10 protein-coding genes are annotated in these 17,353 nt (G+C 61.7%); 2 read left to right on the top strand and 8 right to left on the bottom strand.

Features of this window, described 5'->3' with window-relative positions:
• Positions 1–51 precede the first annotated feature (51 nt).
• The 6 genes from KY084_RS06585 to KY084_RS06560 form a co-directional block, all read right to left on the bottom strand.
• Positions 52–1,455 (bottom strand): alpha,alpha-trehalose-phosphate synthase (UDP-forming), encoded by a 1,404-nt coding sequence (locus tag KY084_RS06585; RefSeq protein WP_219237639.1) that lies wholly within the window; start codon positions 1,453–1,455, stop codon positions 52–54.
• Positions 1,452–3,254, bottom strand: coding sequence for a glycoside hydrolase family 15 protein (locus tag KY084_RS06580; RefSeq protein WP_219237638.1), 1,803 nt, complete (start codon positions 3,252–3,254; stop codon positions 1,452–1,454). The genes KY084_RS06585 and KY084_RS06580 overlap by 4 nt, the downstream gene beginning before the upstream one ends.
• Entirely contained in the window at positions 3,251–3,985 is a 735-nt protein-coding gene (gene otsB / locus KY084_RS06575) for a trehalose-phosphatase (protein WP_343227967.1), read from the bottom strand. The genes KY084_RS06580 and otsB overlap by 4 nt, the downstream gene beginning before the upstream one ends.
• Before the next feature lie 123 nt (positions 3,986–4,108).
• A complete protein-coding gene (locus tag KY084_RS06570; RefSeq protein WP_219237636.1) occupies positions 4,109–5,596 on the bottom strand; it encodes a flavin-containing monooxygenase in 1,488 nt (495 codons plus the stop codon).
• 49 nt (positions 5,597–5,645) lie between these two features.
• Positions 5,646–9,875, bottom strand: coding sequence for a translocation/assembly module TamB domain-containing protein (locus tag KY084_RS06565; protein WP_219237635.1), 4,230 nt, complete (start codon positions 9,873–9,875; stop codon positions 5,646–5,648).
• Positions 9,875–12,106 carry an autotransporter assembly complex protein TamA gene (locus KY084_RS06560; protein WP_219237634.1) on the bottom strand — a complete coding sequence of 744 codons (2,232 nt, stop codon included), beginning with the start codon at positions 12,104–12,106 and terminating at the stop codon, positions 9,875–9,877. Before KY084_RS06560 ends, KY084_RS06565 begins: the two co-directional genes overlap by 1 nt.
• Before the next feature lie 218 nt (positions 12,107–12,324).
• Between KY084_RS06560 and KY084_RS06555 the strand changes: the two genes are divergently transcribed.
• Positions 12,325–13,353, top strand: coding sequence for a YihY/virulence factor BrkB family protein (locus tag KY084_RS06555; protein ID WP_219237633.1), 1,029 nt, complete (start codon positions 12,325–12,327; stop codon positions 13,351–13,353).
• Positions 13,354–13,380: 27 nt separating this feature from the next.
• Here the strand turns inward: KY084_RS06555 and KY084_RS06550 are convergent, their stop codons facing one another.
• Both KY084_RS06550 and KY084_RS06545 read right to left on the bottom strand, forming a co-directional pair.
• Entirely contained in the window at positions 13,381–15,480 is a 2,100-nt protein-coding gene (locus KY084_RS06550; RefSeq protein WP_425516721.1) for a malate synthase G, read from the bottom strand.
• Between the two features lie 81 nt (positions 15,481–15,561).
• Positions 15,562–16,014: a MarR family winged helix-turn-helix transcriptional regulator gene (locus KY084_RS06545; RefSeq protein ID WP_219237632.1), complete on the bottom strand. Its 453-nt coding sequence runs from the start codon at positions 16,012–16,014 to the stop codon at positions 15,562–15,564.
• A gap of 133 nt (positions 16,015–16,147) precedes the next feature.
• On the opposite strand from KY084_RS06545, the gene hppD reads away from it, so the two are divergent.
• Positions 16,148–17,221, top strand: a complete 1,074-nt coding sequence (hppD, locus tag KY084_RS06540; protein WP_219237631.1) for a 4-hydroxyphenylpyruvate dioxygenase — start codon at positions 16,148–16,150, stop codon at positions 17,219–17,221.
• Positions 17,222–17,353: the final 132 nt, after the last annotated feature.

The raw sequence follows: 17,353 nt of genomic DNA, 5'->3' as shown, positions 1-17,353 counted from the left end.
CTCGCGATGACGACGTAGCAGGTAAGTCGCGCTTGCTGCGCCGTAATGGAGCTATTCCGCGGCTTCGGCGGTTTCCAGCGCCTTGCCTATCAACGCGTTGGTGAAGCGCTTTCGCCACCAGATCACGTCTTCCTTTTCGACATTGTCCATCATCACCCGCCAGCGGTCGATGCGTTCCTGACGTTCCATGCGCAGCGCCTGGACGATGGCGTCGGACATTTCCTCCGCGCTGTAGGGATTGATCAGCACCGCGCCCTCGCGAAGCTGCGCCGCCGCGCCCGCAAAATGCGACAGGATCAGAACGCCGGGATTTTCGGGGTCCTGCGCCGCGACATATTCCTTTGCGACCAGATTCATCCCGTCGCGCAGCGGGGTGACCAACCCAATCCGCGCCGCGCGGTAGATGCCGGCAAGCTGATCGCGCGGATAGCCCTGATTGACGTAGCGGATCGGCACCCAGTCGACATCGGCATAGGCGCCGTTGATATGCCCGGCCAGCCCTTCAAGCGTGGTACGGATCTTCTGATAGCTTTCCACCCCGGCACGCGAAGGTGGCGCGATCTGCAGCATGAAGATTTCCTTGCGCTCTTCCGGGTGGCGCTCAAGAAAGCGTTCATACCCGCGAAACCGCTCTTCCAGCCCCTTGGAATAATCCAGCCGGTCGACGCCGACGATCATATCGCGCCCCACCGCGCTGTCGCGCATCTGGCGAAAGGCGAGCCGCGCGGCGGGGCTGTTCGCGCCCTCGATAAATTCCTTGCAATCAATGCCGATCGGGGCGGCAATCGCCTCAAGCGTGTGATCGCCCAGTTTCAGCGTGTTGCCCTCGCCTTCTTCCGCGCCGAGGTCCTTGATCGCGAAATCGCGAAACGATTCTAGCCATTCCTCGGTATGAAATCCCACCACGTCATAGGCGAACATGGTGCGCACCAGATCGGACGCTTCGGGCAGCGTGCCGAGAAGCCGGCGCGGCGGCCAGGGGATGTGCAGAAAGAATCCGATACGGTTCTTGCACCCGCGATCACGCAGAGCCTGACCCAGCGGAAACATGTGATAGTCCTGAATCCACACGACATCGTCCGGCTCGATCAGCGGACGGACGGTATCCGCAAACCGGTCGTTCACCCGGACATAACCGCCCGCAAAGCCGCGTTCATATTCTGCAAGATCGATCCGATAATGGAAAAGCGGCCACAGCGTGCGATTGGCATAGCCGTTATAATATTCCTCGACGTCCTGCTGTTCGAGGTCGATCGTCGCGGCGGTAACCCCGGCGCGCCGTTGAAAATTGATGTCGCCGGTAAAATTCTCCGTCACCTCGCCCGACCAGCCGAACCATATGCCACCATTTTCGCGCAGCGCCGCCGCCAACGCGACCGCCAGCCCGCCCTGCGCCCCCGAATGGGAGTCCTTGGGAGCCGAAACGCGGTTCGAAATGATTATCAGGCGGCTCATCGTATGGCGCTCCACGGTTGGCTCAACAGCACGGCACAGTTGATCATCCCGACGAGCGAGTATGTTTGAGGATAATTCCCCCACAACTCCCCGCTGGCGGGATCGATGTCTTCCGACAACAACCCGGCCTCCGTCCGGCGGGACAGCATTTCTTCAAACAATTCACGGGCATCCGCGTTCCGTCCGGTGAAATGCAGCGCCTCTATCAACCAGAAGGTGCAGACGTTGAACGCAGTGTGCGGAAGCCCGAAATCGTCTTCCGTCGCATAGCGTAGCATATGCGAGCCGCGCCTTAACCCCTGTTCGGTTGCCGCCAGCGTGCCGAGAAAACGTTCATCGTCCGGAGAGAGGAAGCGCAATTCCAGCAATTGCAGCAGGCTGGCATCCAGATCATCGCCGCCGAACGTAGCCGACATGCGGTTGGTATCGGCTCGCCACGCCGAATCCTCGATTGTCGCGCGCATCGCCGCGGCGCGTTCCGCCCAGAAATCCTGCCGTTCGTCCAACCCAAGGCGCTCGGCCGCATTGGCCAACCGGTCGCACGCGGCCCAGCACATCGCCGCGGAATAGGTGTGCACCGATTGGCGGGTGCGAAGCTCCCACAATCCTGCATCGGGTTTGTCATACAGTTCCCACGCCCGTTCGCCGACGCGTTCGAGCGATTCGAAATCCTCCCGCCCCGCAATCCGGAACAGGCGATGGTCGAAAAATGCCTGCACGTTCGACAGCACGATCTGGCCATAGGCATCGTGCTGCACCTGTTCATAGGCCTGATTGCCGACGCGAACCGGCCCCTGCCCGCGATAGCCGGCCAGCCGCGGCGCGACGCGTTCGACCAGCGTCGCCTCCCCCAGCACGCCGTAAAGCGGCTGGATCATACCGCCCTTCGCTTCATCGACGATGTTGCGCAGATAGCTGAGATAGCCCTCCAGCACGTCGAGCGCGCCCACCCGGTTGAGCGCCTGCACGGTGTAGTAAGCGTCGCGAATCCAGCAATAGCGGTAGTCCCAGTTGCGTTCCGACCCTTCATGTTCGGGGATTGAGGTAGTGAGCGCAGCGACGATCGCGCCTGTTTCCTCATACTGGCACAGTTTCAGCGTGATCGCGCAACGGATGACCACTTCCTGCCATTCGAAGGGCGTGGCCAGGCCGCGCGTCCATTCCTGCCAATGCTGGGTGGTGTAGCGCAACATCTCTTCGATGCTCAGCGCGATGTCGCCGGAAAAGCTTTCGTCGGGGCCCAGGAAGAAATGGAGCGGCTTTTCCACGCGAAACGTGCGCTCCTCCTGCAACAGGCCGACCGGGGCATTGGTGGAAAGGCGAAGCTGCACGCCTTCCAGAAGATAACGGATATGGTTCGATCCGCTGGTACGCACGACATTCGGATCGCCCCAGTTGCGGGTCGGGCGAAGACGCACCCTGATCCGCGGGGACCCGTGCAACGGGCGGACGATGCGCGCGAAGGAAACGGGGCGGTACATCCGCCCCAGCCGCTGAAAGCGCGGGCAGAAATCGATCAGTTCGACCGAATTGCCCTGTTGATCGGTCAGCACGCTACGCAGGATCGGCGTGTTGCGCACATAATCCTGCTCAATTGTGGCGCAATCCTCCATGTCGATCGCCCACAGACCGACCGCATCCGACGAATCGGGATCGCGCCCGTCGAGCAGCGAGGAAAAGGCCGGATCGCCGTCGAACCGGGGAACGCATCCCCATACCAGCCGCGCCGACCGGTCGATCAGTCCCGCGACCTGACAATTGCCGATCGGCCACAGGTCCATCTCGGTTGCCTGCGTCATACCGCCTCCGCCGCAATTTCGAGCCAGGCGAGCGTTTCGTTTACCCCATCCAGCCGATAGCGCGCAGCGGTTTCGCGCGGTTCGCCGACCAGCACCCCGGCCCCGCCCTGATCGCGCACCACGGCGAAACCATGTTCATCGGTCTTGTCATCGCCCAGGAACAGCGGGGTGTGCCCGGCAAAAGGAGCGCTTGCCATGAACGCGGCAATCGCTTCGCCCTTGTCGGCGCCCGCCGCGCGCAGTTCGAACACCTTTTTCCCCGCCTGAAGCTGCATGCCGGTTTCGCCGGCCAGCCGCTCCGAAATCTCGCGCGCGGCCGCTTCAGCCCTGTCGCCTTCGGCTTCGCGAAAATGCAGGCCGACGCCATAGGGTTTTTCCTCCACCAGCATCCCGGCATGCTCATCGGCGAACCGGCGCAGCCGGGCGACCGCCTCGACCAAGCCATCGGGACGGTCGGGCGCGTCGCGGCGACCATCGGCCCAACGCATTTCCAGTCCGTGGCTGCCGCTGATCGCGAATCCGGTTCCCAGATATTCGGCGATTGTATCCGCCGGGCGTCCGCTGACCACCGCCATACGCCCGTCCAGCCGCTCGCCCAGACGCAGGATCAGCGCCCGCAGTCGCTGATCGACCGCCACGCCGTCGGGCCGCGAAGCGATTTCGACCAGCGTTCCGTCGAAATCGAGGAACAGGCTCGCCCCGCGAAGCAGACCGTCTGGCGGTGGTTGCAACCCGGCGGATGCGGCTTGATTTGGCGCGTCGGACGCGGCGTGATTCATAATGTGCGTGCTCCCGCGAGCGTAACTGTCAACAAGGCTGCTGCGTTGCGGAAAAAACCACCCGGAACGCAACCCCTATGCAGGTGCCTTGCGTGCTTTTTTCTGGTCATCATGCCAACGGCCGGGGTTGGAAAACACCATTTGATCGTCCACCGGGCCATAGCGCAATGCCAGCATGTCCTTCAGATAATTCTGGTTCACGCGCCACGGGCCGGTCGCGCCTCGGCGCGGAAATTTATCTTGCGCCCGGCGGACATAGCCGGAGGTGAAGTCGAGAAACGGTAATTCCGTCACCTCGCCCGCAACGCGCGGCGTGCACTGGCGCATCGCGCGCGCCGCCATCGTGTCGAGCAGGCGGCAGACATAGATGGCGGTCAGTTCCGCCTTCAGCGTCCAGGATGCATTGGTATAGCCGAATGACAGCGCCAGATTGGGAATGTCGGAAAACATCATGCCCTTATAGCTGAACGATTCGCTCGCATCGACCGGCTTGCCATCAATGCTGAGCGCGATGTCGCTCATCAGCTGCAATTCCAGCCCCGTGGCGGTGACGATAATGTCGGCGGGCAAGTCCTCACCCGATCGCAACCGGATGCCGGTGCGCGTAAAGCGATCGATATGGCCGGTCACGACAGACGCCCGCCCCTCCCGGATCGCGCTGAACAGGTCGGCATCGGGAACCAGGCACAGCCGCTGATCCCAAGGATCGTAATCGGGGGTGAAATGGGTTTGCACGTCATAATCGTCACTCAGATGGCGCCGCGCCATGGCGATAAGGCGTCGCTTCACCCGTTCAGGCTGTTTGCGCGCCAGCTGATAGAAAAATTGCTGAAACAACACATTTTTCCAGCGCGTTAGCCGATGCGCCGCCGCCTCGGACAGCAACTTGCGCAACCAGTTGGCGACCCGGTCACGACTTGGCCGTGACACGATATAGGTGGGTGAGCGTTGCAGCATCGTGACGTGCGCGGCCGGCCCGGCCAACGCGGGGACCAGCGTGACCGCCGTCGCGCCGCTGCCGATCACGACGACGCGCCTTTCGCTGTAATCGAGATCAGCGGGCCAGAATTGTGGGTGGACGATGCGGCCGGCGAAATCGTCGCGTCCTTCGAAATCGGGCGTATAGCCTCGATCGTAGCGATAATAGCCTGGACACATGAAAAGGAAATTGCAGGTGAAGCGTCGGCTTTCGCCCTTTGTATCCACCTCAACCGTCCATATCGCGTCAGCGCTTGACCAGTTCGCGGCAATAACGCGATGCGCCAACCGGATATGGCGGTCGATTCCGAATTGCCTCGTGGTTCCCGTCAGATAGGAAAGGATCGTCGGCCCGTCGGCGATCGACTTTTGATCGGACCAGGGGCGGAATGAAAAGCCCAGCGTATGCATGTCGCTGTCCGAACGCACGCCAGGATAGCGGAACAGGTCCCATGTCCCGCCCGGCGTGTCGCGCGCTTCCAGCACGACATGGCTTCGATCGGGGCAGCGTTTCTGCAGATGATATGCCGCAGCAATGCCGGAAATACCTGCGCCGACGATCACCACGTCGAAATGCTCGATCATCCGCTTCGCTCCACCATGCAATGGAGCGAAGCGTTGCGGGCGTCAGAGGTCAATAGTCCTTCGAATAGCGCAGGCTGGCGCTCGATCCGCCGGAACTTGCCGTCTGTGACAGGATGCTCAGCGCCTTGCTCAACGAAATTTCGAGCTGGGTGGCGGTGAAGCCCTTCGCGTCGGTGATGATCTCCACATAGATATCGTTGGTGATATACTTGCCCGCAGCGAGCGACGTGCCGCGACCGGTCGTATCATCGCCACCCAGGACGCGAAGCCGGTCGATACCCGTTGCCGACCGCAGCTTGCCCAGCGGGTTCAGCCCGCCGCCGCCCGATCCACGCAGCGAGTTGAGCGATGACGCCAGCTGAATCGCCTCGGTCGCCGAAAGATCGGTCACCGAACTTCCGAACAGCAGGCGCGAAAGTACCTCGTCCTGCGCCAACGCTGGCGTCGAGCTGAACGCGATCTGCGGATTCTGCGCGGTGCCGGTCACCGTGATCGTCGCGGTGATGTCATCCTTTTCGGTGCTCGCCACGATGTTGATCTGCGGATTGCTGACGGCGCCGCCTTCGAAGCTGACGACTCCCTTGGTCACGTCGAACCGGTTGCCAGCGAACGAATAGGTGCCGCGAACGATGTTAAGCGAACCGCGGACGCGCGGATCGGCGGACGTTCCCGTCACGCGCAAGTCGGCGCTCCATTCGGATTCCAGTCCCATGCCCGAAACGTACAACTGATTGTCGGCGCGCAGGCGGATATCCAGACGGAACAGTCCCGGCGGACCGCTTGCGCTGTGGTCCTGCTCATTCGCAGGCTTCTGCCCCTTGCGGCGAATACCCGTCAGTTCTGGGACGTCGGCCGATCCCTGACGGATGATCTGGTAACGCGCCTCAGGAATGCGGATTTCGCCGGTGATCGACGCCTGCTCGCCGGGTTTGTTCACAACGTGAATTTCGCCCGTGGCAGTCGCGCCGAGCGCATCGCTCTTCGCGAGTTGCGCCTTGTTCAGCTTCGCCGTGATGTCGATCGGGAAACCGGCATCGGCGGCAAGGCCGACGCGTCCGCTGGCATCGATCGTACCGTCGCCGGCATTGGCGTGCAGCGTGTTCAGCACGAACCGGTCGTTGCTGAATTGACCATCGATCGACATCTTGCTCAGTCGCGTGCCATAATTTTCATTCTCATAGGTCAGGTTTTGCGCCCGGACCACACCGGTCAGCCGGGGCGAACGCACCTGTCCCCCGAAATTCGCCGCCAGCGCGATCGGTCCCTTCAGCGTCTGGCCCGATTGTCCGGCGAAGGAGAACAGCACATCGGCAGGACCGTTATAGCGGATGCCACCACTCAGCGGCGCCGCCATCAACCGCGTCGACCACGCACCACTACCGGGCGCGAGCGGTTGCAGCGTCGCGACCATGCGGCCGACGGTCGTGGTCCCCCGTTTGATGAGCGCGCGCGCATCTCCGCCGCTGGGCACCAGTTTCCCGGCAAATTCGATATTCACCGGCTCCGACACCGCGGCGATGCTGGTGCGCCGGAAATCGGTGATGTTCAGCCGCGCCTGCGCCTGCGGGAAACCCGACCCCTGCTGCGTATAGTCCAGGCTGCCCGTCGCCTGTCCGCCGATCCCCAGTCCCGGCACGAAAGCATTGGCCACTGACAGGTCCAGTGAATCGAGCCGTGCCTTCATGCTGATCGCCGAACCGAAATCACCCGCCAGCCGGATCGATCCCTTGTCGAGATTGATCTGCGTTGGTGCCAGCGTATAGCCGCTGCTGGTCTTGCTGATCCGCGCCGGATTGGCAGTCGCGAACCCAATTCCGTTGCCGCTGCCTTTCAGCGCGACGATATATTGATCGGGGCTGAGCTTGGCATTGGCCGCCAGTTCGAACGGCACGCTGGACGATCCGTTGGCGACGAGTTGCGCCGTACCCTGCCCACCGCGGTAATTGACCTTGGCACGCGCCTTCTTGATCACGAAATCGCCCATCGCGAACGATGCGATCTGCGCATCGGCGATCACTTCGGGCTTGCCCGGATACATGGTGGCGCTGGCGGTCACGATCGCCCGGCCGATCGTCAGCCCGGAATTGCCGGGAATGCTGGCGTTGTTCGCCTGCGCATTGACATCGGCATGCTGATACTGACCCTGCGCGCTCAGATTGGCGCTGCCGTTGATGCCCGATCCGGCGAAACGGACATTACCCGCAAACGGCCCTGCCGCGGTCTGATGCACCTGTCCCGAAATATCCATGCCGGCGAAGCGAGCGCTGCGGATATCGACATTCAGCCGGTTCGACGTATCGATGACCATATCGGCCTTGAACGGACCGTAATCGGTGTCGCCATTGGCCAGCACCGCATAAGCACCGTTATTGCCGCGCACCCGTGCGTCCAGATTGGCAAGGCCGATGCCAAGCCCCGGCCGCGCCGCGCGCACCTGCACCACGGGACGGGTCATGCTTCCGGTTACGCGCGCCTGGATCGGACCATATTGCTTGGAATAGGCGTCGGCGTTTAGCGCGAGCGCGCCGGCAGGATCATACATCCCGGACCCGTTATTCAGACGGAAATCGGGCGCCTGCACCTGAAGCCCGGAAAAGCGGATCACGCCTTCGGGCGTATAGTCGAGGTTCACCCGCGCCATCGCATTTCCGCCCAGGAAGTTGCGGATGCCATCGTTGAATATCTGCTGCGTGCGCATCACCACATGGCCGCGCACCCCGAATCCGCCCTGCGGCGGTGAATAGACATCGGCGTCGGTCTGAAGATTGACGATGCCGAAGCTTTCGACCCGGTAGTTGTTCACCCTGCCTTTCAGCGCGCCGGTATAGCGCCCCTTCGCCATATCCGCCGCTACGATCGCGGTCGCGTCGATCTTGTCCGAGCGCAGATGCAGATTGTCGGAAAGGATTTTTGCTCCGTCGATCGCGAAATCGCCATCGATCGCCACATTGGTGAGCAGGCCGCCCGCCGCGGCGTTCAGGCCGGTCACCCGGCCCGCCTTGGCATGCACGGGTACAAGAATGCGATCGGCGTTTACCGTCGCGCGGCCTTCCGCCGAAAGCTGTTCGACCGCCATTTCACCAAAGCCGATTGCGCCAGCGGTCAGCTTGTAATCCACCGTCGGCGTCTGGAACGCGCCGTCCAGCGCAACCGCCGCGCGAACCGAGCGGCCGCGTAGATTCTCCGCAATCGCGCCGGGCGTCAGCAACAGCGCCTCGGCGCGGAAATTATGAAATTCGCTTTTGCCCAGATCGATGACGCCGTTCGTCGATACCGCCAATGCATCCGATCGCAGTCGCAGGCGCGTATTGGCGACGCGATTGTCGAACGCCGCATCCAGCGCGATTTGCAGCCCCGGCTTGGTCAGTCGCTCGACCGGTCCGGTCAGGTAAAGGCCGGGATGCGCCACACCGCGCACCTGAAACCGGCCATCCTGTTCGGCGATTTGCAGATTGGCGAGCGAACTGCCGCCCAGCGTTCCGGTCAGACGGCCGTTCCAGCGCTGCCAGCTGCCATTACCGTCGAGCGAGAGCGAGAGCGGCTTTTTCAGGCCCGCCATGCCTGCAATCATGCCGTTTTCAGGCGCGCGCAATTTCAGGTCGACATCCAGCTTGTTATCGTCCGGCACCGCGTCCAGCGTCAGCGCCAGCCGGTCGCCGCCAGCAACGCCGGGAGCAGCGATCGTGCGCGCGTTCGCGCGAAGCTGCGCGCGCCGATCGGCAATATGCGCCTGCCCCGCGATCTGGGCGATATGCCGCTGTCCGCTGACCGCCGCGCCGATATCCAGCCGGGCGATCGCCAGCTTGTTAACATCGATATCAAGGTCGGGAAGCAGCGGGCCGTTGTCGTTGCTTGCCGGGGTGGGGTTCAGCACCGGCATTCGCGCGAACTGGATCAGCGGGCTGGACAGTTCGCGCACATCGACATGCTTGTTGATATAAGCGAACGGACGCCAGTCTAACGTGATGCTGGGCGATGCCGCGAAGACGCCCTTGGTATCGGTGAGGCGAACGTCCTTCAGCACCATCCGGCCGTACAACGACCCGTCGATTTTCCCGACATGGACGCCCATGCCCGACGCCATCTTGAAACCGTTTATCTGACCGGTCAGGAAATTGCGACCCGGCCCGGTGTTCAGGCCAAGCACGATCAGCACGACCAGCACCGCCAGCGACCCGATGGCGATACCAAGCCATTTCAGGATGCGCTGCCACAAGGGGCGCTTTTCGATTACGCGAACGGTTTCGCCTTCAGGTTCGGACACGATCTCTTCCGCCATCAGAAAGCCTGCCCGATCGAGATGTACAGCGCGATTTTGGGATCGCCGTCCCGCGGGTTCAGCGGCGTCGCCACATCGACGCGCAACGGCCCGAAATTGGTGTAGAACCGTCCGCCGATACCCGCCCCGTAATGCAGGTCCGATCCGCGCGGATACACCGTGTCATACGCCTGGCCGCCATCGATAAACGGTACGATGCCGAAATTGCCGAAGCGGTAGCGAGCCTCAAGCGAGAATTCGTTGAAGCTCAAACCGCCGATCGGTTTGCCGTCGGGCGCGATCGGCCCAAGTTCCTGATAGCCATAGCCGCGCACCGATCCGCCGCCGCCCGAATAATAGCGTCGGGAAGGCGGGAGGTCGTCGCGATCGATTCCGGGGATCGTACCAAAGGCCAGCCGGCCCGCGATCACCAGGCTGTCGGTGGCCGGATAATAGACATCGCCTTCGATGCTTACCCGGGCATAGGGACGAAAACCGCCCTTCACCGCCGCTTCGGGACTGACATTTGCGTTGAGGCGGAACCCCTTGGTCGGGTTCAGCAGGCTATCCGACGTATCCCAGCCGGCGTTCAGCGGAAGTGCGGCGACGAAATACGTCTTTCGCTGCCGCTCGCCGGCATCGAAATTATAGACGTCTTCGTTCGTACCGACCAGTTCGAAGCCATAGCCATAGGTGAACTTCTTCTGCCAGATCGGCGTCGAATCATACGAAACCCGTCCCGCCAGCGTGGTGGTATAGGCTTCGTACGCGTCGTAATCGGTATGGTCCGCCGAGAGAATAAGCGAGACGGTGCGGTCCCGCTTGCCAGCGTTCGATCGGCGGAAGGTTCCGCTCAACCCCTGTTCCTGCGTACCCGCCTTGCCTGAGACGATCAGCGCGCCTTCCGGCGGAAACAGGTTGCGATGCGTCCAGCTTCCCTGAAGCAGGATGCCTTCGCCCGTGCCGTACCCGGCTTCCCCGGCCAGCGTTCGCGCCGGCCCCGCCTTCCCGCGCACCAGCATGTCGACATATTCGGTGCCGTCCGGCGCGGTTTCGTTCGTTTCCTTGGGTTCGACCGACACGCTGGAGAATAATCCGGTCGCCACCAGCGCCTGCTGAAGGTCGTCCGTTTCGCGCGAATCATACAGGTCGCCCTTGTCGAAGCGCGCAAGCACCTTGACATGCTCGGCATCGAACGGCGCATCCTCGACATTCATGGTGAAGCCGCCATAGGACGCCCGCGGGCCGAGGGCGTAGGGAAGCGTGTAGGCGCCGGTATAGTCGGTATCGTCGAGCAGGATGTCGCGATCGCCCAGCTTGAAGAACGGATAGCCCTGCTGCGGCAGGCGCAGCGAAACATTCGCTTCCGCCCCCTGCACCCGCGCCGCATCGATAGGATCGCCCACTTTCAACGGCAACGCCTTGTCGACCAGTCCTTCCGGCTCGGTCACATCGCCTTTCGTGGTGATTGATCCCAGCGTGTAGAGCTTGCCCGGCGTCGCGGTGATCGTGACGATCAGGCCGGGATTGTCCGCCCCGGCCGTTTCCACCGTGGAAATCGCGGTTCCATCATAATAGCCGATGGACTGCATCAGGCGGACGGCAAGCTGCTCATCCTCCTTGGCACGCGCGGTAACCATGGTGGCGTTGGCCGCTTTGCCGTCGCCGTCCTCAAGCGCCGAATGGTCGCGAAACTCGCCTTCCAGATCGACTTCGTCCAGCCCCTCGACCTTTACCGAATAGGCAATCTGGGTCGCTTTTTCATCCTCAACGCCGGCTATTTCGGGCGGCGGCTGGGTATCGAACTGGTCGATGGGCGCCAGCGGCTGGGCAAGTTCCCCTTCATCGGGAAGCGGCTGCGAATCCTCGATCGACACCGGCTGAGACACCGTACCCGACTGGCTTCCCGCGGTCGGCTGAACAGCCTGGCCCTGAACGGTTCCGGTTTCATCGCCTGTAGAACCGGTGGGCGAAGTGCTATCGGGCATCGGCTCAAGCGGCGCGTTGATGTCGTCGCTCAACACCGGAAGCGCTTCGTCGAACTGCTGTTCGGGAATGATTGCGCCCTGGTCATCCGTGCTTTGCGAAGGAACCGAACCATCCGGCGATTGCGCCGAACCGTCCTGCGCCTGCTGCGGATGGTCCTTCGCCTGTGTTTCAGACGACGCATTGCTGTCATCGTTTTTGCTGGTCTGCGCCCAGGCGGGGGCGGCAACACAAAACGCCGCCGGAGCGGCACCCGCCAAAATCATTGCAGCTTTTGCTACGCCTATTGTGCCGCGCACGTCGCCCCTAACCCCTTTTAACGCCGTGCCGAATCGACGCACCAATACCTTCAACTTTTTGCATAACATGCGATTTGCGAAAAAGGTCCCCCTTTTTAGGCAGGGGAATCGCGGTTTTCCGCATTGCGCGTGCATCCCAATTCATGATCGCGCGTTTCCCGTCCAAACGGGGAGACCGAAACACGATGACCGACGCGACGATCGCCGCCGACACCGGAGCTCCGGAGACCGCCGAAACCGAAGCTATCCCCGGCTTCCAGTCGAGCAAGCCCTGGCACCATCCATGGAGAGCGTGGAAAGCGATTTTCGGACGCATATACATTATGATGGGTCACCATAACCTGTCGCTGATGGCCGCCGGTGTTGCCTTTTATGCGTTTCTGTCATTTGTCCCGCTGCTTGGCGCGGTTGTAATGACCTATGGGCTTATCGCCGACCCGGCCACGGTCGCCGATCACATGCAGCAGATTTTCGAACTGGTGCCCGCTGACGCCGCGCGCCTGATCCAGGATCAGCTCGTAAACGTCACGACCGAGGCGGCGAGCAAAACCGGGCTTGGGCTGGGAATCGCACTGTTCTTTTCGATTTACGGTGCGATGCGTGCGGCAAGCGCGCTCATCCAGGCGATGAATGTGATTTACGAGGAAATCGATGAACGCAACATTATCGTAACGACCATCCTTGCCATTCTCCTGACAATGGGGGCTATCGTCGCCGCCATTCTGGGCGTCGTTTCCGCGGCTGTATTCGGCTATTTGCAAAACGCCGTCACGATCCTTGGTCAAGTCGGCGTCACCATGATCCAGATCGCAACCTGGGTCGTCGCCGCGCTTATCGTCAGCGCGGGATTCGGGCTGGTGTACCGATTTGCGCCTGACCGTGCGCAGGCGCGCTGGCAATGGCTGTCGATCGGATCGATCGCAGCAACCTTTCTCTGGTTGGTCGCGACATTGCTGTTCGGCCTCTACGCCGCCAATCTGGCCAACTACAACGCGACCTATGGCGCGCTGGGCGCGGTGGTGGTGCTGCTGATGTGGCTGTTCGTATCGTCTTACGCGGTGCTGCTGGGCGCGGAAATCAATGCCGAGGCGGAGCGGCAGACCGGGATCGATACGACTACCGGCCATCCCCGCCCCTTTGGGCATCGCGGGGCGGTCATGGCCGATACGCTTCCCAGCAAGCGTCAGGCTAAACCGCGCCGCGACAAATACTGAACCGTCGTTGCAGCGACCCCGAATGGATCAGCCGCGCCGCTTTTCCTCTTTCCGGAATTGATGGAGAAGCGGCTCGGTATAGCCATTGGGTTGTTCCATCCCTTCGAACACCAGCGCCCGTGCAGCACGCCACGCAAGGCTGTCGTCTTCGCGCCCCACCATCGGGCGATAGGCCGGATCGTCCGCATTCTGGCTATCGACCTTCTGCGCCATCCGCGAAAAAGCATCGTCAATATCGGCCTTTGACGCAACACCGTGGAGCAGCCAGTTCGCCATGTGCTGCGAGGATATGCGAAGCGTCGCGCGATCCTCCATCAATCCCACATCATTGATGTCGGGCACTTTCGAACAGCCTACCCCCTGATCGACCCAGCGAACGACATAGCCCAATATCCCCTGCGCATTATTGTCGAGTTCGCGCCGGACATCGTCCGCCTGCCAGTTGCGCCCATCGGCAACGGGAATGGTGAGCAGCCGGTCGAGGGACGGCACCGGTTCGGCGGCGATCGCGTTTTGCCGCGCGAAGACATCGATCGCATGATAGTGCATCGCGTGCAGCGTTGCCGCGGTCGGGCTGGGCACCCATGCGGTATTCGCCCCCGATTGCGGATGGGCGATCTTCTGCTCAAGCATATCCGCCATGCGGTCCGGCGCGGCCCACATTCCCTTACCGATCTGCGCCCTGCCCGAAAATCCGTGCGCCAGGCCGATGCGCACATTGCGATCTTCATAGGCGGTCAGCCAGTCGCTCGTTTTCATCTCGCCCTTGGGGATCATCGGGCCGGCATGCATCGCGGTGTGCATTTCATCGCCGGTGCGATCGAGGAAACCGGTGTTGATGAAGACGATGCGGTCCTTCACCGCATGAATGCACGCGGAGAGATTGGCGGACGTGCGCCGCTCCTCATCCATCACCCCGACCTTGATCGTGTGGCGGGCAAGGCCAAGCATGTCCTCCACCGCATCGAACAGCCGGTCGGTGAAGGCGCATTCGTCCGGCCCGTGCATTTTCGGCTTCACGATATTGATCGATCCGGCGCGACTATTGCGATATTTGCCCAGCCCACGAAGATCGTACAGCGCGATGGTGCTGGTCAGGATCGCGTCGAGAATGCCTTCCGGTGCCTCACGGCCATCGGGAAGTAGTACCGCCGGCGTCGTCATCAGATGGCCGACATTGCGCACGAACAACAGGCTGCGTCCGGGCAGCGTCAGCCCGGCATCGTCGGGCGTGCTATAGGATCGGTCGTCGTTCAGGCGGCGGGTCATCGCCCGCCCGCCCTTGTCGAAGGTTTCGGCCAGATCGCCCTTCATCAGCCCCAGCCAGTTGGCATAGGCCGCAACCTTGTCCCCGGCATCAACAGCAGCGACCGAATCTTCGAAATCAACGATCGTCGTAATGGCGGATTCAAGTAGCACATCGGCGATGCCGAGCGGGTCATCCTTCCCGATCGGATGATCGCGATCGATCACCACCTCGATATGCAGGCCATTATGCCGGTAGAGTTGCGACTTCCCCCGAAAACCGATGAACTGCGATCCGTCGACCGGCTCGATCGGCCAGGCCGCATCGGCCCATTTACCCGATTTGAGCGGCACCACTTCATCGAGAAACGCTTTGGCTCGCGCAATTACCTTCGCACCACGTTCAGGATCATATCCGCCCGGCCCGATGTCGCCGGGAATGGCATCGGTGCCGTATAACGCGTCATACAGACTTCCCCACCGCGCATTGGCGGCGTTCAGGACGAAGCGGGCATTGAGTACCGGCACGACCAGTTGCGGCCCGGCTGCCGTCGCGATTTCGGCATCGACATTGCGGGTGCCGATGGCGAAATCGCCCGGTTCCTCCACCAGATAGCCGATGTCGCGCAAAAACGCCTGATACGCCGCCATATCCGCGATCTGGCCGGGATTGGCCCTGTGCCAGGCATCGATCTTCGCCTGTAGCATGTCGCGTATGTCGAGCAGCCGGCGATTTTCGGGCGCGAACCCTTCGATGATCGCGGCCGCGCCTGCCCAGAACGCATCGGGGGTCATACCCAGCCCCGGCAGCACCTGCTGCTCGACAAACCCGGCTAGCGGGGCGGCAACCTTCAATCCGGCGCGGGACAGCATTTGCGACATGATTCCTCCTTGGCACACGCGTATTTCACTCGGCATAGCCCGGGGAGGCCACAACCGATTACGACAAGGGGCACGGCGCGATCAAGTCTGCTCCGCCTCATAGCGTTCGGCTGCGGATTCGAGGCGGAGCAGCATTTCCATCAGCTCCTTTCGCTCCGCATCGGAAAAACCGGCGAACAATTCGCGTTCGATCTCCAGCGCCTTGGGCGCGATCTGATCGTATAACTGCTGCCCCAGCTCGCTGAGCGACAGCAGATGCGATCGCTGATCGGCGGGATTGGGTTCGCGCACCACCAGATCACGGTCGACCAGCGCGATCGCCGCGCGGCTGACCATCACCTTGTCCATGCGGGTCGCTACGCCCAGCGCCTGCTGGCTCATCCCCCCGCCCTCTGCAAGTACGCAGACCAGCCGCCATTCGGGAATCTTCAGCCCGAACAGCGCCTGATAGGCGGTGGCGATCACGCCCGACACCCGGTTCGATGCGATCGACAGGCGATAAGGCAGGAATGCGTCTAGCTGAAGCGTAGTCATGATACCTCTTTTAGCCGCTAAAATTGGCCGTATCCTTGCCCCCTTATCGCGTGACCAGCGCTTTTGACACTGATGGGGCGAGTTGCTAGATTAGTATCAATTGCAACGATCATAGCCACGAAGGACCGATTTGATGGAAGCGCGCGACAACCCGATGGGCCTTGACGGCTTCGAATTCGTCGAATTCACCGGGCCCGACCCGGAAGCGCTGGCGGACCTGTTCACCCGGATGGGTTTCACCCATGTCGCCAACCACAAATCGAAAAATGTGCGCCGCTATAATCAGGGCGATATCAATTTCCTGCTCAACATGGAGCCGGAAGGCCAGGTTGCCGGATTCCGTAACGCGCATGGCCCGTCCGCAAATGCGATGGCGTTCCGCGTCGCCGATGCGCAGGCAGCGCTCAAGCTGGCCGTCGAACGCGGCGCGACAGAGGTGAAGGGTAACAACGGACCGGGCGAGCTCGACATTCCCGCGATCGAAGGGATCGGCGGCGCCAACCTGTATCTGGTCGACAAACATGGCGATCAGACGATCTACGATACCGATTTCGATCCGGTCGAAGGCGCGCTGCCGCAGCATAAAGCCGGCTTGGAAACGCTGGATCACCTTACCCATAATCTGCAGCGCGGCCGGATGGATTACTGGGCCAATTATTACGAATCGATCTTCAACTTCCGCGAAATCCGCTATTTCGATATCGAGGGGCAGCAGACCGGCCTGCTCAGCCGCGCGATGACCGCGCCGGACGACAAGATTCGTATTCCGCTGAACGAAAGCCGCGACGAACATTCGCAGATCGAAGAGTTCATCAAGGATTATAAGGGTGAGGGAATCCAGCATCTTGCGCTCACCACCGACGATATTTTCGCTACCGTCGACGCGCTTCGCGCCAATGGTGTAAAGTTTCAGGACACGCCCGACACCTATTACGATTTGATCGACGAACGCCTTCCCGGTCACGGCCATGACATTCAAAAAATGCGCGAACGCAAGATTTTGATCGACGGATCGCCCGAAACAGGCGAAGGGCTGCTCCTGCAGATTTTCACCCAGAATATGGTCGGCCCGATTTTCTTCGAAATCATTCAGCGCAAGGGCAATGAAGGCTTTGGCGAAGGCAATTTCAAAGCCTTGTTCGAAAGCATCGAGCTTGACCAGATTCGCCGGGGCGTGATCCCGGCAAAGGAAGATAGCGAGGCGTAATCCGCCCGCACCAGTTGGAGAGGCCGGCCGGGGGTCTGTAGGAGGAAGCCCGGCGGGAAACGGCCCGTGGTCCGCTGCCATGCCCGCCCGCAATCAGGGGGCGCACAGCAATAATGACGAGCATGGCGGCGG

The sequence above is a fragment of the Stakelama flava genome, assembly GCF_019351405.1.
In the GTDB taxonomy this organism is placed as follows: Bacteria; Pseudomonadota; Alphaproteobacteria; order Sphingomonadales; family Sphingomonadaceae; genus Sphingomonas; species Sphingomonas flava_A.
Note: the sequence above shows the minus strand (reverse complement) of the source record. Positions and strands in the feature narration are given on the sequence as shown.

What these genes read in the sequence shown, in the direction of transcription:
- KY084_RS06565 (WP_219237635.1), bottom strand. Translation starts at nt 9,875, where the DNA reads ATGGCGGAAGAGATCGTGTCCGAACCTGAAGGCGAAACCGTTCGCGTA.
- KY084_RS06560 (WP_219237634.1), bottom strand. Translation starts at nt 12,106, where the DNA reads ATGATTTTGGCGGGTGCCGCTCCGGCGGCGTTTTGTGTTGCCGCCCCC.
- KY084_RS06570 (WP_219237636.1), bottom strand. Translation starts at nt 5,596, where the DNA reads ATGATCGAGCATTTCGACGTGGTGATCGTCGGCGCAGGTATTTCCGGC.
- KY084_RS06580 (WP_219237638.1), bottom strand. Translation starts at nt 3,254, where the DNA reads ATGACGCAGGCAACCGAGATGGACCTGTGGCCGATCGGCAATTGTCAG.
- KY084_RS06545 (WP_219237632.1), bottom strand. Translation starts at nt 16,014, where the DNA reads ATGACTACGCTTCAGCTAGACGCATTCCTGCCTTATCGCCTGTCGATC.
- hppD (WP_219237631.1), top strand. Translation starts at nt 16,148, where the DNA reads ATGGAAGCGCGCGACAACCCGATGGGCCTTGACGGCTTCGAATTCGTC.
- KY084_RS06555 (WP_219237633.1), top strand. Translation starts at nt 12,325, where the DNA reads ATGACCGACGCGACGATCGCCGCCGACACCGGAGCTCCGGAGACCGCC.
- KY084_RS06585 (WP_219237639.1), bottom strand. Translation starts at nt 1,455, where the DNA reads ATGAGCCGCCTGATAATCATTTCGAACCGCGTTTCGGCTCCCAAGGAC.
- KY084_RS06550 (WP_425516721.1), bottom strand. Translation starts at nt 15,480, where the DNA reads ATGTCGCAAATGCTGTCCCGCGCCGGATTGAAGGTTGCCGCCCCGCTA.